The sequence below is a fragment of the Tardiphaga sp. 841_E9_N1_2 genome (assembly GCF_051811065.1).
In the GTDB taxonomy this organism is placed as follows: domain Bacteria; phylum Pseudomonadota; class Alphaproteobacteria; order Rhizobiales; family Xanthobacteraceae; genus Tardiphaga; species Tardiphaga robiniae.
In genome coordinates this window covers 5,779,708-5,793,785 of the sequence record NZ_JBPWQC010000001.1, presented here as the reverse complement: position 1 = coordinate 5,793,785, position 14,078 = coordinate 5,779,708, and the positions used below count along the sequence as shown (strand labels likewise).

16 protein-coding genes are annotated in these 14,078 nt (G+C 63.5%); 10 read left to right on the top strand and 6 right to left on the bottom strand.

Translation table 11 applies throughout. The annotated features are described in order from the left end of the window. The first annotated feature begins 118 nt into the window (after positions 1-118). Entirely contained in the window at positions 119-352 is a 234-nt protein-coding gene (locus AB8A50_RS27795; RefSeq protein WP_439079613.1) for a hypothetical protein, read from the top strand. On the opposite strand, the gene AB8A50_RS27790 is transcribed toward AB8A50_RS27795, so the two are convergent. Next, positions 349-816 carry a low molecular weight phosphatase family protein gene (locus tag AB8A50_RS27790; RefSeq protein WP_439079612.1) on the bottom strand — a complete coding sequence of 156 codons (468 nt, stop codon included), beginning with the start codon at positions 814-816 and terminating at the stop codon, positions 349-351. The genes AB8A50_RS27795 and AB8A50_RS27790 overlap by 4 nt on opposite strands. Positions 817-966: 150 nt before the next feature. Between AB8A50_RS27790 and AB8A50_RS27785 the strand changes: the two genes are divergently transcribed. The 4 genes from AB8A50_RS27785 (at position 967) to AB8A50_RS27770 (ending at position 2,329) form a co-directional block, all read left to right on the top strand. Next, positions 967-1,404, top strand: a complete 438-nt coding sequence (locus AB8A50_RS27785; protein ID WP_231077876.1) for a hypothetical protein — start codon at positions 967-969, stop codon at positions 1,402-1,404. A 110-nt stretch (positions 1,405-1,514) separates the two neighbouring features. Further along, the gene (locus tag AB8A50_RS27780) at positions 1,515-1,679 is read left to right on the top strand and encodes a hypothetical protein (protein ID WP_439079611.1); all 165 of its coding nucleotides are present in this window, start codon (positions 1,515-1,517) and stop codon (positions 1,677-1,679) included. A gap of 120 nt (positions 1,680-1,799) precedes the next feature. After that, positions 1,800-2,018, top strand: coding sequence for a hypothetical protein (locus tag AB8A50_RS27775; RefSeq protein WP_068731389.1), 219 nt, complete (start codon positions 1,800-1,802; stop codon positions 2,016-2,018). Positions 2,019-2,140: 122 nt separating this feature from the next. Beyond that, a complete protein-coding gene (locus AB8A50_RS27770; RefSeq protein WP_068731284.1) occupies positions 2,141-2,329 on the top strand; it encodes a hypothetical protein in 189 nt (62 codons plus the stop codon). Between the two features lie 44 nt (positions 2,330-2,373). Here the strand turns inward: AB8A50_RS27770 and AB8A50_RS27765 are convergent, their stop codons facing one another. Further along, the gene (locus AB8A50_RS27765; RefSeq protein ID WP_439079610.1) at positions 2,374-3,348 is read right to left on the bottom strand and encodes a VOC family protein; all 975 of its coding nucleotides are present in this window, start codon (positions 3,346-3,348) and stop codon (positions 2,374-2,376) included. A gap of 208 nt (positions 3,349-3,556) precedes the next feature. Here AB8A50_RS27765 and AB8A50_RS27760 point away from each other — a divergent pair, with 208 nt between their 5' ends. Next, on the top strand, positions 3,557-5,419 hold the full coding sequence (locus tag AB8A50_RS27760; RefSeq protein ID WP_439079609.1) for a tannase/feruloyl esterase family alpha/beta hydrolase: 1,863 nt from the start codon (positions 3,557-3,559) through the stop codon (positions 5,417-5,419). A gap of 157 nt (positions 5,420-5,576) precedes the next feature. Here the strand turns inward: AB8A50_RS27760 and AB8A50_RS27755 are convergent, their stop codons facing one another. Next, positions 5,577-7,196 carry a hypothetical protein gene (locus tag AB8A50_RS27755; protein ID WP_439079608.1) on the bottom strand — a complete coding sequence of 540 codons (1,620 nt, stop codon included), beginning with the start codon at positions 7,194-7,196 and terminating at the stop codon, positions 5,577-5,579. A 53-nt stretch (positions 7,197-7,249) separates the two neighbouring features. Next, positions 7,250-8,542, bottom strand: a complete 1,293-nt coding sequence (locus AB8A50_RS27750) for an adenylosuccinate synthase (protein WP_089261652.1) — start codon at positions 8,540-8,542, stop codon at positions 7,250-7,252. A 473-nt stretch (positions 8,543-9,015) separates the two neighbouring features. Between AB8A50_RS27750 and AB8A50_RS27745 the strand changes: the two genes are divergently transcribed. The 4 genes from AB8A50_RS27745 to AB8A50_RS27730 all read left to right on the top strand — a co-directional run bounded on the left by AB8A50_RS27745 (position 9,016) and on the right by AB8A50_RS27730 (position 13,422). After that, positions 9,016-9,537 carry a FecR domain-containing protein gene (locus AB8A50_RS27745; RefSeq protein WP_439062394.1) on the top strand — a complete coding sequence of 174 codons (522 nt, stop codon included), beginning with the start codon at positions 9,016-9,018 and terminating at the stop codon, positions 9,535-9,537. Positions 9,538-9,574: 37 nt separating this feature from the next. Continuing rightward, positions 9,575-11,464, top strand: a complete 1,890-nt coding sequence (locus AB8A50_RS27740; protein WP_439079607.1) for a CHASE2 domain-containing protein — start codon at positions 9,575-9,577, stop codon at positions 11,462-11,464. 201 nt (positions 11,465-11,665) lie between these two features. Further along, positions 11,666-13,018 carry an HWE histidine kinase domain-containing protein gene (locus tag AB8A50_RS27735; protein WP_439079606.1) on the top strand — a complete coding sequence of 451 codons (1,353 nt, stop codon included), beginning with the start codon at positions 11,666-11,668 and terminating at the stop codon, positions 13,016-13,018. Between the two features lie 11 nt (positions 13,019-13,029). Next, entirely contained in the window at positions 13,030-13,422 is a 393-nt protein-coding gene (locus tag AB8A50_RS27730; protein WP_231077883.1) for a response regulator, read from the top strand. Between the two features lie 8 nt (positions 13,423-13,430). On the opposite strand, the gene AB8A50_RS27725 is transcribed toward AB8A50_RS27730, so the two are convergent. Then, positions 13,431-13,622, bottom strand: coding sequence for a hypothetical protein (locus AB8A50_RS27725; RefSeq protein WP_439057403.1), 192 nt, complete (start codon positions 13,620-13,622; stop codon positions 13,431-13,433). A gap of 174 nt (positions 13,623-13,796) precedes the next feature. Continuing rightward, a complete protein-coding gene (locus tag AB8A50_RS27720; protein WP_068731259.1) occupies positions 13,797-14,006 on the bottom strand; it encodes a cold-shock protein in 210 nt (69 codons plus the stop codon). Positions 14,007-14,078 lie beyond the last annotated feature (72 nt).

The following is a 14,078-nucleotide window of genomic DNA, read 5'->3' as shown; positions in this document are numbered from 1 at the left end:
GGTGGCGATAAGTCGGGATAACTGCGCACCAGGTTCACGCAACAAGGCGCCAAGCGGCCGCAATACGGCTGAACCCGATCGTCGCGCTCGCCGACATATTGGACGAGGAGCCACATCGATGTCCGAGCCAAGTCCCCTTCTGGAATTCATCATGCAGGCGCTGGCATCAAAGCCGGAGGAGCGTGGCGGCCTGTTCTACGCCGTGCTGACACTCACCGTCGGCATCGCCATTGCTGTTACATGGCCATTTGGCGGCACGCCGGCCGACGTCCTGACCGGCTACGGGATCGTGGTGGCGGCGGTCGGCAGCGGCATGTTGCTGGTGAAGTGGTTCTTTCACAGTATCAATTAAGTAGTACCGGCACAGCTGCCCTCTCGCACATTCGCAAGCCGTTGCACCAAGGCCGCTACGAGCGCCTTCAGCTCGCCCAGCGCGACGTCGGGAGGCGCCACGTCGATGTCATGCACGTGCCAATAGGTCACGCGATCTTCCCAACCCGGAAAGCGCGTCGCCAGCAAGGTGCGGTGCTCGGCTTCCTTCACGGCCACGACCATATCGGACGCTTCCAGTGCATCATGCGTGCAGGGTGCCGGCATCCGCGACGCGCCAAGGGGCGAGATGCCATCGACGGTCAGTGCGTCGATGGTCTGCCGCGCCATCGGGCCGACATTGTCCTTGCCCCGCTCGATGGCCAGGGCGTGAGACGTCGCCTCCCAGTCCAGACCGGCACGGCGCGCCAGGTGATTGAAGAGTTCTTCCGCATAGCGGCTGCGATAGTAGTTGCCGGTGCAGAGGAAGAGGACGGTCCTGGCCATGGCCGAGTGTGTTTGGTGGGGCCTGCATTTGTCAATTGCAGCGCCCTCGCCGCCCGCGCAGCGCCGAAGGCCCATGGACCCCGCGGCCATTTTGCTGAATTGTGCCGGCCTCGCCTTGCGCCAACGAATCATCCCTCGGAGGACACCCCCATGTCGCGCTCGCTTTTCCGCACCACCCTCGTCGTCGCCCTCGCCTTGATCGGCGCAAGCCTGTCCTCCGCAGCTTTCGCCGATAGCGGCACGATCCGCATCAATGTGCTGAAGGGCGGCTGGTTCATCGGCGCGTCGGGCGGTTCGGGCACGCTGACCTTTCGCGGGCGGACCTATCCGCTGTCGATCGGCGGCTTGAGCGCGGGTCTCGTCTTCGGCGCGTCGCAGACCTATCTGTCCGGCCGCGTCAGCCGCATCAACAGCCCGGGCGATGTGGCCGGCGTCTATGGCGCAGGCGGCGCGGGTGCTGCCGTCGGCCGCGGCGTCAGCGCCATCGTGCTCACCAACGAAAAGGGCGCGCTGCTGGAATTGAGCGGCCGCCAGACCGGATTGATGGTCAATGCCGATCTCTCGGGCCTCGCCATCTCGCTGAGGTAAGCGGCGAGCCCATAAGCAGAGCACGGACGCCTTGCTGCAAGGCGCCCGTGCAAACACATATCCGCGAACCGACGCCCCGGCGCGCGATAGGCCGCATTCGGGAATGGCGCTTGATCAAGCCCCCATTCAGCGAAATGGCAGGGGGGTCATCGATCGCGCGAATGTGCACGCGACGTCATCGCGGCTTCACACTTGCTAAAGATTTTATCGATCTTTTTTTGCGCGCTGGTGTGCAGCGCAGTGCGCGCGACGCGATGTCGCGCAACACCGCGTGAAGGTTCACGCCCGCACTTCAAAACAATGTCACCAGCCGTCATCCACGTTTCATCGCACGGGCCAAGATACGCCCCAATGCGCCAGCATGGTCCGCGCAGCTCGAGACGACGGAGTGTAGCATGACAACCGACCCGACACCGAAGTTCGACGCAAACTATGTGGCCACGCTGCGCCAGGTGCTGGATATCGCTGTGCAGCAGATCGCCGTGCAGCATCGTACACCGGCGACGAAGGCGATGATGGCGGAGACCATCGTGCGCCATGCGGCCGGCGGCATCACCGATGCTCATGCGCTCGTGTCGCACGCCGTGACCGCAGGCGCCAACGGCGCGCCGTAACGTTGCTGCGCAATCTTTCGCAACGCGAAAAGCGGGACCTGCCACGTATTTGATGGCATGCCGCCACGTCTTCGCCAAACCGGACAGCGAAGTTCCATCGAAGCCGATGGAAAACGATACCGATGATTATGTCAGAAAATTATTTCAGAGACCGCGCGGACGATTGCAACCGCCTCGCCCGCGAGGAGAGCGATCTGGAGATGCGCGGCATGCTCTGCGATCTCGAACTGGATTATCGCGCCAAGGCGCTCCATGCCGCAGCCCATGGCTGGCGCGACGCGCCGCGGTATTTCGAATTGGCTGAGGCGTAGGCCTGTCGCGCGCGACAGCAGACTGGCCGAAATCTTTCTCGACCTTACGCTTTCACGAGCCGCACCTGAGTGCCCCAGGGATCGGCAATCGCAACGCCATCTGCGATCGACTCGCCTGACAGGCCCGCTGCCGCAAGGCGGCGCTTGCGATCGGCCATCACGGCATCATCGGCAATACGGAGCGAGAACCAGGCCAGCCCGGTCTCCTGCGCATTGCGCGGACCGCTGCCCGCGCTCTGCCATGTGTTGATGCCGATGTGATGGTGATAGCGACCTGACGACAGGAATGCGACACCCGGCCGCCCGAGCCGCGTCGGCTCCATGCCGATCAGCCCCTCATAAAAACTGCGCCCGCGCGCGACGTCGCCGACGCGCAGATGCATGTGACCGATGCGCAGCGCCTTCGGCGCGGTGTGATACTGATCGCGGGTCGTGTCCGTCTGCGCCACGATATTGTCGATATCGAGCTGGTCGGTCCCCATGGTGACCATATCGCCGGTCCATTTCCACGCCGACGGCGGCCGGTCCGAATAGACCTCGATGCCGTTGCCCTCGGGATCGGTGAGATAGGAGGCTTCGCTGACGTGATGATCGGCAAAGCCATCGAACGGCGTGCGCGCCAGCGCGGCATGGACCAGCCACCGCGCGAAGTCGGCACGGCTCGGCATCAGGAACGCGGTGTGAAACAGCCCGGCGGTGGTCTGCGCCTCCAGCGGTGCATCGGGCCGATGGAGCAGATGCAGCAGCGCCACGCCATCGACGCCGAGCACGACCTCGGTTTTGTCCGCGCGGATAGTGTCGAGCTTCAGCAGGTCTGTGTAATAGGTCCGCATCTTGCCGAGGTCGCGGACGCGTAGCGCCGCGGCGCCGATACGCATCGGCGTCTGCTGCGCGAAGGGGAGCCGTGACGACGCGGCCGCGCCGAGATCGACTCCACCCTCGGCACGCACCGCGCCCATCAGCGCGGTCTGGCTGGCAGCAAAGGCGGCGAGCTTCATCACCTGTCGACGCGTGGTCATGCGGGGGTCCATGGCGGCAGAAGGGGTTCAAGAGCGGATCATTGTGGATAGCAGGCGACCGCACGGGGTCAAATCACATCGCTGTAGGCCCAATCCACGGGGCATTTTTAACATAATGTTACGTTCCGACATCGTTTTGGTAGTTGATCGCAGAGGCGAAGTGAGGAGAACTCACCCCAACTCAAAAATAAAACAGACGGGAAACGCCATGTCGACAGCCCCCCACATCATCCATGATGACAGCCGCACGCGTGCCATCGTGACGGCGATGGCCTTGTTTGCTGCGCTATGCGGCGGCACCGCGCCCGCTTCCGCACAGCAGCTCGCCTGCGACGACGGTATCAAGACTGCATTTCATCCGGATGAGGCTACCACCGTGGTGGCCGTGCGGGCGATCAAAAAGGGCGAGGACCTGGTCGCACAGGATTCGCCCCGCCCGATCACCATGGCGGCGGACATGTGCCTTGTGAAGCTTCTGGTGGGGCCAGGCTTCACGGCGGAAAAGGACAAGACTGCACGCTCCTGGTCCGAGGGCATCGGCATCGAGGTCTGGCTGCCGACACCGGCGAACTGGAATACGCGCATCCGGAACTACGGCGGCGGCGGCTGGGTCGGCGGTGGCCATCGCATCGCCGACAAGATCGGCAGCAAGGTGCCCGCCCTCGTCAACGCCAATATGGGTTATGCCTCGGGCACCACCGATGCCGGCCAGCCCTGGTATCAGGACGGCTCCTTCACGTTCCTCTCCGACGGCAAGGTCAATACCGAAGGGTTTCGCGACTTCTCGGTCCGCGCCATGGTAGAGCAGGCCGTCAAGACCAGGGCGCTCGCCACGCTCTATTACGGCAAGGCGCCGGCTTACGCTTACTACGATGGCCATTCGCAGGGCGGCCGGCAGGGCATGAAGATCGCCCAAGACTATCCCGAGCTCTATGACGGCTACATGATCGCTCAGCCGGCGCTCAACATCCCGCAATTCGGCACGGCCGCGCTGTATCCGCAGATCGTGATGAAGACCGAACTCGGCTTCACAGCGCTCGACAAGCCGAAAGCCACCGCCTTCGCCGCCAAGATCGACGCCGCCAACAAACGTGCCCTCGCCGCGTGCGACAAAGCCGGGATCGGCTTCCTGCTCGATCCGTTCGTCTGCGATTACGATCCCGCGCGCGATGCCGCAGCTCTCTGCAGCGGCGAGGCTGGCCAGGGCGTCACCGGCAGCAATGCCGATGCGGCAACCTGCATGAGCCTGAAGGAAGCGATGGCGCTCGACAGGATCTGGTTCGGCGCAACGCCCGATGGCAGCTATGACGCCGCGCAAAGCTCCGACCGCCGCAGTGGCAAGGTGCTCGGCACGAAACAGGTGTGGTGGGCCTTCACCAGGACCACGGCGATCGGCAGCCAGATCACCGGTACAGCCGCCGGCAGCGTGGCCCTGGCCCTGCAGGACGTCCGCTACGCCGCCGATGCCAGCGCCACCAACCCGTCGGACATTCCGTTCAACAACGGCTCGACCACCGAACGCAACAAGTGGCAGGAGCTCAGCTATGCCGACCTGGCCGATACGGTGAACAAGAACCTTGCCTTGCAGCCAACCCTGTTCAGCAATCTCGGCACCGACAAGGCGGATCTCGGCAAGTTGCGCGATCTCGGTCGCAAGATCATCGTCTATAGCGGCCTTGTCGACGACGCGATCCCGCCCGCCGGCAATGTCAACTATCACGAGCGCGTCGCGGTGCAGATGGGCGGCCACGCGGAGGTGCAGAAGTTCATGCGGATGTATCTGCTGCCCGGCTCGGCCCACAGCTCGCAGGGCCGGGCCTATACGGTCAGCGGACAGAACGATTCCGTGCCGCTGCCGAAACTGCCGGGGAATGCCAACCAGACGCCGACGCGCGAGCAGGATCAGTTCTTCACCGCGCTGACGGACTGGGTCGAGAAAGGTGTGGCTCCCGGCGAGATCGCACTGACGTCGCGCGACAGCAAGTTAAGCTATCCGGCTTGCGTCTATCCGTTGCGGACAGTGTGGAATGGTGGAGCAGTGACACAGGCGGGGAGTTTCGGCTGCAAGTAGCTCCGTCCAGACGACGCACTATCATCCGTCATGGCCGGGCTTGACCCGGCCATCCACGCCTTCGCCTGTGACAAGACGTGGATGCCCGGCTCAAGGCCGGGCATGACGTGGAGAGATCGGTGCAGATCACGAGCGGTTGACCAGCGCGCTTGATCTGTTACTCGCCCCAGGCCGCGAAGGCGTCGTTGAAGGCACGCTCGCCGGGCGAGCCCTTCTCGATAGCGATGATGGCGCGGCGCTGGTTGGCATAGACCAGCGGGATATCGAACCATGACCGCTCCTTCAGGAGCTGCAGGTTGCGCGCGCGATCGCTTTCGACATTGCTGAGACCGACCAGGAAGAAACCGTCGGTGACCTTGACCGCGAGGCCCGCCAGTGGCGTGCCCCTCGCCTGCTCGTTCGACTTCATCAGCACGCCCGGGACATTGGCGATGCCGCCGCCGGCGAAATCGGGCGGCAGCACGAAAGTGAGTTCGGCCGTGTGGCTGGCCGGCAGCGACGTGTCGGTGTTGCGCCGGAACGACATGGTCATCTTGAACTTGCGTTCCGGAATCTCGATGTCCGCGCGCACGGCGATGTCACCAGGCTTGCCGCCGGTGCCCTTGATCTGCTCGGTGCGCCAGACCACCGTGCCGACATATTGCCGGCCCTTCGGCTCAGCCGGATCCTCGTCATACAGAACGACGCGCTGCGCGACCGGCGCGATCTGATCCGACGACGACGGCTGACCGACGCGATCGGCGATTTTCGGCCGCGGCGCCAGCGGCGCATCCTTGTTGTCGGTGACGACGGGCGCCGAACCGCCAGCGAAACCGCGCACCATCTTGTTGATCGTCGGCCATCCCAGAATCACGGCGCCGATCAGGATCATCACGATGCCGATGAGAAGCGCGGTCTTGAACGGGAAACCGCCGCTGACGCGCTTTGGCTTCGGCGGCTTGGGCGGCTTCGCCTTCTTGCCCTTGGAATCCTTGATGCGCGACGGCGGCATCTGCGACTCGTCGCCGTCCTGGTCGTCGTAAGCCGTCTCGTCGTAGCCGAACGCCTCGCTCCGCGCTTCCATGCTGGGTTCGAGACGATCGAATTCCGGCGTCGGAGACGGCACGTTGGCGTAAGTCTTGCGCGCCGCGCGGTTGGCCTGGGCGGCGGCACGGCCGAGATCGTCCACATCGGCGGTGACGTCGCGGAAACCGCGCATCGCGGCATCGCCTTGGTCGCCGCGATCATTGCGGGCGGGCGGCGGTGCTGCCGGATTGTTCTCGAAGCGGCGCGGCGTGCCTGATCGTTCGCGGGTTGGCGGACCGTTCGGATCCTGCACGCCGGCATTGGGCGACTGCTGCTTCGGAATCGGCGGCGGATCGACGCGCAAGGTGCGCGGCGGGCGCGGCTCTTCCGGCCCGCGGGGAGACGCCGGCGTCGGCGTAATCGGCTGGCGGCCGCGCGGCGACGGCTCGGCCGGCGTGGCACCGGCACGCGGCCCGGCATTGCGGAAAGCATCGCCGGCGCGCGGCTTGCCGTCGCCCGTCGTTCCAGCGCCGGCCGGACGCGAAGCGTCGCGAGCGCGCTGGGCCGCTTCGGATTCGACCTTGCGAACGGCCTCTTCGAGCGACAGCCGCTCCCTAGTGATCTCTGACTCGCTGAGCGGCGGCTCAACACTGCGCAACTGGGCAATCAGAGCCGTGCGGGCGCGCTCATAGAGCGCGCGCCGCTGCTCACCGGGAGCACTGGGGTCCAGTCCGGCGATGGCACGGGCGATCAACGGGTAGTAATCAGCCATCTCGACTCAATGTTGCGGGTGCATCAATTTGGAGGCTATCCGGTAACAGTCCGTTAAGCCTCGAACGGGTTTTGCACCAGAATAGTATCTTCGCGTTCCGGGCTCGTGGAAAGCAAAGCAATCGGACAGCCAACCAGTTCCTCGATCCGGCGCACGTATTTAATCGCCTGCGCCGGCAGATCGGCCCATGAACGGGCGTTCGCGGTCGGCTCTTTCCAGCCTTCGATGGTCTCGTAGATCGGCTCGATCCGGGCCTGGGCGCCCTCGCCGGCCGGCAGATAGTCGATTTCCTTGCCGTCGAGCTTGTAGCCGACGCAAACCTCGATGGTGTCGAAGCCATCGAGGATGTCGAGCTTGGTCAGCGCCAGACCATTGATGCCGCAGGTGCGGACAGTCTGTCGCACCAGCACCGCATCGAACCAGCCGCAGCGGCGCTTGCGCCCGGTATTGACGCCGAATTCCTTGCCGCGGCGGCCGATCTCTTCACCGATCTCGTTGAGCAGTTCGGTCGGGAACGGACCCTGGCCGACGCGCGTGGTGTAGGCCTTGCAGATGCCGAGCACATAGCCGACCGCGCCCGGGCCCATGCCGGTGCCGGTCGCTGCCTGCGCAGCAACCGTGTTGGACGAGGTGACATAGGGATAGGTGCCGTGATCGACATCGAGCAGCGCGCCCTGCGCACCTTCGAACAGGATCCGCTTGCCTTCGCGGCGCTTGCTGTCAAGCAGCCGCCAGACGGCCTCAGCGTAGGGCAGCAGCACCGGCGCGAATGCGGAGAGCTCCTTCACGATGTCAGCCGTGTTGAATTCTGCGAGGCCGAGACCGCGGCGCAGCGCATTGTGATGCGTCAGCAGGCGATCAACCTTGTGTGGCAGCGTGGCGAGATCGGCGAGATCCATCAGACGGATGGCACGGCGGCCGACCTTGTCTTCATAGGCCGGGCCGATGCCGCGCTGGGTGGTGCCGATGGCGGTGGCCTTGTTGGCATTCTCGCGGAGCGCATCGAGCTCGCGGTGCAGCGGTAGGATCAGCGTGACGTTTTCGGCGACGCGCAGATTGTGCGGGCCGACATCGACGCCCTGGCCGCGGAGCTTGGCGACTTCATCGACGAAGGCCTGCGGGTCGAACACCACGCCATTGCCGATCACCGAGAGCTTGGACTGGCGCACGACGCCGGACGGCAGCAGCGCCAGCTTGTAGGTCTGACCATTGATGACCAGCGTATGACCGGCATTGTGGCCGCCCTGATAGCGGGCGACGACATCAGCCTGATCCGACAACCAGTCAACGATCTTGCCCTTACCCTCGTCGCCCCACTGGGCGCCGACGACGACAACATTGGCCATTTGGCGCTAGTCCTCTGAAAATACACGCGTCGAAGCGTGATCAGCGCGGAAAACGGTCTGCCGTTTGCCGGATCACGCCCAGGCATCCGCCTAAACGCGGCCAATGATCTTGGTTACCCAAGTCTTCCAGGACGCTGTCTGCGATGCAAAACGGGAATAAAGGAAGCGCGGGGGGAAAACAAGCACGAACGCCCCGAAAATGGCCTCGTTAGCCTCATGCAAACCTTTGATATCCCCTGAAAATCCGGGGCGATGTGGCGAGATTGCGGCAGCGCTCGCGGCCCGATTACTGAGAATGCTTCTCAATCTCACATGGTCGTGAGATCGGCCATCCCGGGTGGATCTGCCCTCGTTGTGCCGCGGCGTCGCCCTATATGGGTACCTCCGAGCGTTAATCACGCCGCTCGCCCGCTGACGTTGAACGGAATCGCCCGCCGGCCGCCTTACCGATGTGGCGTTCAGGAGTAACCAACATGACCCATTCAATCAGGCTGGCGGCGGCCATCGTCGCTGCGGCGTGCCTGTATGGCAGCGCTGCATCGGCGCAGCAGGCCGGCCCCGGCTGCACATCGAGCCAACGGGTCGGCGGCCCACAAACCCTGCACTGCGGCGGCGTGACGATCATTGCTGAAAACGGCGCGCGTTTCACGCTGCTCGACCGCGACCGCAACGGCCGTGTCGACGGCGTCGACCTGCAAAGCAAGGCCATTTTCATCAAGGCCCCCAAACAGAAGGCAGGCAAAACCTTCGAGGTGATGACACCGCAAGCGATCGCCGCGGTGCGTGGCACCAAATGGGCGGTGGACGCCGAGGGCAGCAAGACCTCCGTCTTCGTCGAGACCGGTCGTGTCAGCGTCAGGCGTGTGACCGGCCCCGGCAGCGTGAGCCTCGGCCCCGGTGAAGGCGTCGATGTCGATGCATCAGCGACACCACTCGACATCAAGCGCTGGCCGGCGCCGCGCGTCGCCGCATTGATGGCAAGGCTTGGTCGTTAGCAAGGCTTGGACGTTAAAGAGGCCTGGATACGCGACGATGATGAAGGCCAGCAGATTGCAGACACCGCTCGCCATGGTCCTTGCGGGCGTGTGGGCAGCGGCGCTAGCCTTTGGACATAACCGCGGCGATGTCGGCTTTCTCGACCGGTTAGAGGCGACGCTGACCGACCTGCGCATCCAGATCCGCGGCGTGAAGAAACCGCCCGATCTCGTCACCATCATCGCGATCGACGATCGGGTCGCACGCGAACAAGGCAGCTATCCGCTGCCCCGCGCCACGCTGACGACGATCATCGAGGAGATCGCACGCTACAAACCGAAAGTGCTCGCTCTCGATCTGCTGCTGGTCGATGCCGGCGCTGCGGAAAGCGATGCCGCACTGGCACAGGCGCTCGGCAAAACCAACACCGTCATTGCCGCGGCGGCGCTGTTCAGCGAGTCCAAACAGACCGTGGCCACCAAGGAGTCCGGGCCGCTTGCGGATCTGCCGGTGGCGTCGGGATTTCTGCTGCCGCTGAAAGTCTTCGCCGATCAGGCCACGGTCGGCGTGGTCAATCTCAATACCGACAGCAGCGGCGTACCGCGCTCGATGCCGATGCTGATGCGCTCGGCCGACCGCGTGATGGTGTCGATGCCGCTGCGCGTCGCATCCGCCGCCTCGCGCGACGATGCCCAGATCGGCGAGTATAATTTCTCCCTCGCCGGCACCCATGTCCCGACCGATGTCGGCCATTTGCTCCCGATGTCTTTCTATGGGCCGCGCGGCACGATCAGGACGATCAGCGCATCGGAGGTTCTGGCGGGCAAACTCCGCCGCGCCGATGTCGAGGACCGCGTCGTCGCCATCGGCGTCACCGTCAGCGGCGGCGGCGATTTCTTCTCGACGCCGTTCGATCCGGTGATGCCCGGCGTCGAAGTCGTGTCCACCGCAATCACGCATCTGCTCGCCAAGGACACCTTGCTGCGCAATACATCCATCCGGCTGTTCGATGCCGGCTTTGCGATCGTCCTGGCGATGCTGTGCATCGCCCTGCTCGCCTGGCGGCGCAATGCCGTCGGCCTCATTGCGATTGTCGCCGTCGTCGCATTGTGGGCTGTGATCAACACCGTCGCCTATGCCCATGGCATCTGGATGAGCGCTGCATTGCCGCTGGCCGCGGCCGTACCGCCAGCCATGGCGTTCGGCGCGCTGCAGATCTGGAGCAGCCGGCGCAGCGTGCAGCATTTCGCCGCCCGCAGCGATCTGCTGCGCCAGTTCCAGGCGCCGGGCCTGCGCGACTGGCTGATCAAGGATCCGGACTATCTGCTGCAGCCGGTGCATCAGCATGCCGCCGTCATCTTCATCGATATCTCGCGCTTCACCGCACTCAGTGAGACACGCGACGCAGATGCGGTGCGCGAATTGCTGAAGTCCTTCCACGCCATGATCGATCAGGTGACCCTCGCCCATGGCGGTGTGGTGACAACCTTCATGGGTGACGGCGCGATGATCCTGTTCGGATTGCCTGTGGTCGCCGATGACGATGCCGCCCGTGCCGTGCGCTGCTGTATCGAACTGACGACGCGCACTGGCACATGGATCGCCGGTCTTCCGCCTGAGATCGCCAGCCAGATCGGATTCAAGATCGGCGCACATTTCGGCGATATCGTCGCATCGCGTCTCGGCGGCGCCAGCTACCAGCACATCACCGCGACCGGCGATACCGTCAATGTCGCCAGCCGGCTCATGGAGGTCGCCGCGAGCCACGGCGCCAAGGTGGCCCTGAGCGACGACCTGCTGCGCGCAGCGGGGGCTGATTGTGCGGTGCGCGCGACGGGGGCGCTGAGCGGCCCGACCGAAGTCCAGATCCGCGGCCGCAGTGGCGCGGTCAGCGCGTGGCTCTGGCACGACGGCAGCGCAGCGGAGGCTATATCGACCTCAGCGTAAATCGACGCACGCGGCATCGCCGCGATTGAGCCGGAACCCGGTCTGGTCTGGCACGTTTGCTCGAAGACCTGTTAGCGTAAATCCGCAACCGTATCTGTTTGCGGTCGTATTTCGTTGCAGCGTATTTTTGCGATCGGAGCCGCAGCTCCCGGGGTATTCGTGGATCAATCGTTAGGACCTATTCAGGACGCCAATTCATTCTTGCGAAGTTTGCTCGAAGCATCGGGCGACTGCATCAAGGTTCTCGATTTCGACGGCAACCTCATCTTCATGACCGACGGCGGCCAGCGCATCATGGAGGTCACGGACTTCGGCGCGATCAAGGGCTGCCCATGGCCTGACTTCTGGCAGGATCAGGGCAATATCGACGCCAAGGCGGCTGTTAGAGCCGCTCAGCTTGGGCGTACCGGACACTTCCAGGGTTTCGCCACCACGATGGCCGGTACGCCGAAATGGTGGGATGTCACCGTCACTGCCATTCCCGGCCCCGATGGGAAACCGCATCAGCTGCTTTCGGTGTCGCGCGATATCACTGCATCGCGTGCCGTGGATGTGGCGCTGCAGGCCAGCGAAAGCCAGCTACGACTTGCACTCGACGCCGCCGACACTGGAACCTGGGATCTCGACCCGCGTACCGGCGTGCTACAATGGGACCGGCGCTGCTACGAATTGTTCGGTCTCACCTTCGGCAAGCCGATCTCCTTCGACGTCTTCCTGCAAGGGCTTCATCCCGACGATCGCGACGTCACTGAGAAGGCGTGCCTGAACGCCATGAAGCTGGACGGACCGCAGGTCTATGACATCGAATATCGCACCATCGGCCTCGATGACGGCATCGAGCGCTGGTGTTCCGCCAAAGGCAGGGCTGAATTCGAGAACGACGTCGTTACGCGCTTCATCGGCACTATTCGCGACGTCGGTAAACTGAAACGTGCCGAGACACAGCAGCAATTACTGACGCGCGAACTCGAACATCGCATGAAGAACACCATGGCCATGGTCGGCGCCATCGCCAGTCAGACGTTCCGTACCGCAGCGACCAAGGAAGAGGCGCGGACCATTTTCGATGCGCGTCTGGCCGCGCTCAACCAGGCGCATGACATCCTCACGCAATCGAGCTGGACCAGCGCGTCGATGCCCACGGTGATCGCTGGCGCCCTGGCGCCGCATCGAACGGGCGAAGGTCGCATCCGCGTTTCCGGCCCCGAAGTGGAACTTACCGCCAAGCAGGCACTGTCGCTGGCGCTCGCGCTGCATGAACTCGCAACCAATGCCACAAAGTATGGTGCATTGTCCGTTCCGGACGGAACGATCACTATCGACTGGGCTTGTCACACCGGCAGCGACGGGCCGGCGTTAGGTTTCGCGTGGCGCGAATCCGGCGGCCCCGTCGTGGCGCCGCCGACGCGACGTGGATTTGGCTCACGACTGATCGAAGGCACGCTGTCAGCCGACTTCGGCAGTTCCGTCAAAATCGAATTCTTGCCCGAAGGGCTCACATGTCGGTTCGAAACCAGATTGAGCGATCTGGCTTCGGTGCCCGACGAAAGGTGACACCAATTTTCATGGCATCACTCCAAGAACTCAATGCACGTGACATGCAGCGGCCCGCCGTCCTCATCGTCGAGGACGAGCCTCTGCTCCGTATTCACGCGGCCGACATCGTCGAGGAAGCCGGGTTCTTCGCCATCGAGGCCAACAATGCCGACGAGGCCGTGCGAATTCTGGAAACGCGCGACGACATCGTTCTGCTGTTCACCGACGTACAGATGCCTGGAAGCATGGACGGGTTGAAACTGGCCCACGCGGTACGCAACCGCTGGCCACCGATCAAGATCGTGATCGTTTCCGGCCATTTGCAGGTCGCCAAGAACGATCTGCCCGACGACAGCCGCTTCTTCGGCAAGCCGTTCGAGACGACGAAGATGATCGCGGAACTACGCGCGCTGATCGGCTAGAGCCGGCGCTATTGGACGGATTGCTCGCCGACGATGGCGCGATCGATCGCGTCGACCACGTTCTGCATCTCGACAAACTTCATGCGAGCCCGTTCCGCATTATCGCGATTGAAGGGCGCCGCCAGCACTTTCGCGTGCGCATCACGTTCCTCGATCATGCGCATACGCGCCGCCTTGAGCGTATCCAGACGTTCAATCATCTTGATCGATCCTCATATGGGACGCTGAAATCGGGCGTACGATCATGCGTATAGCATGAAGCCCGCCGGTGATGATCACCGGCGGGCTTCAGTCATTCAAAATCTATCAGACGAGGCAAAACTTGTCGGTCGAGAAATCCCAGTACATCCGTGGAAATTTCAGGACCTTCAAGCTCAGATCGCGCGGAGATCTTCCGCGCTGGTCTTGCCGCGCATCTTGTCAGCCTTGGCTTCGAAAGAAACCTTCTGGCCTTCATTGAGCGAACCCAATCCAGCGCGCTCGACTGCACTGATGTGAACGAACACATCCTGGCCGCCGTCATCAGGCTGAATGAAACCGAAACCCTTGGTCGCGTTGAACCACTTAACTGTACCGACTGCCATAACTATTCTCCAAGATGTGCGAATGCGCGAGCCCTACGCGACATCGCGTGAGCTCGATCCGATTTCAACGAT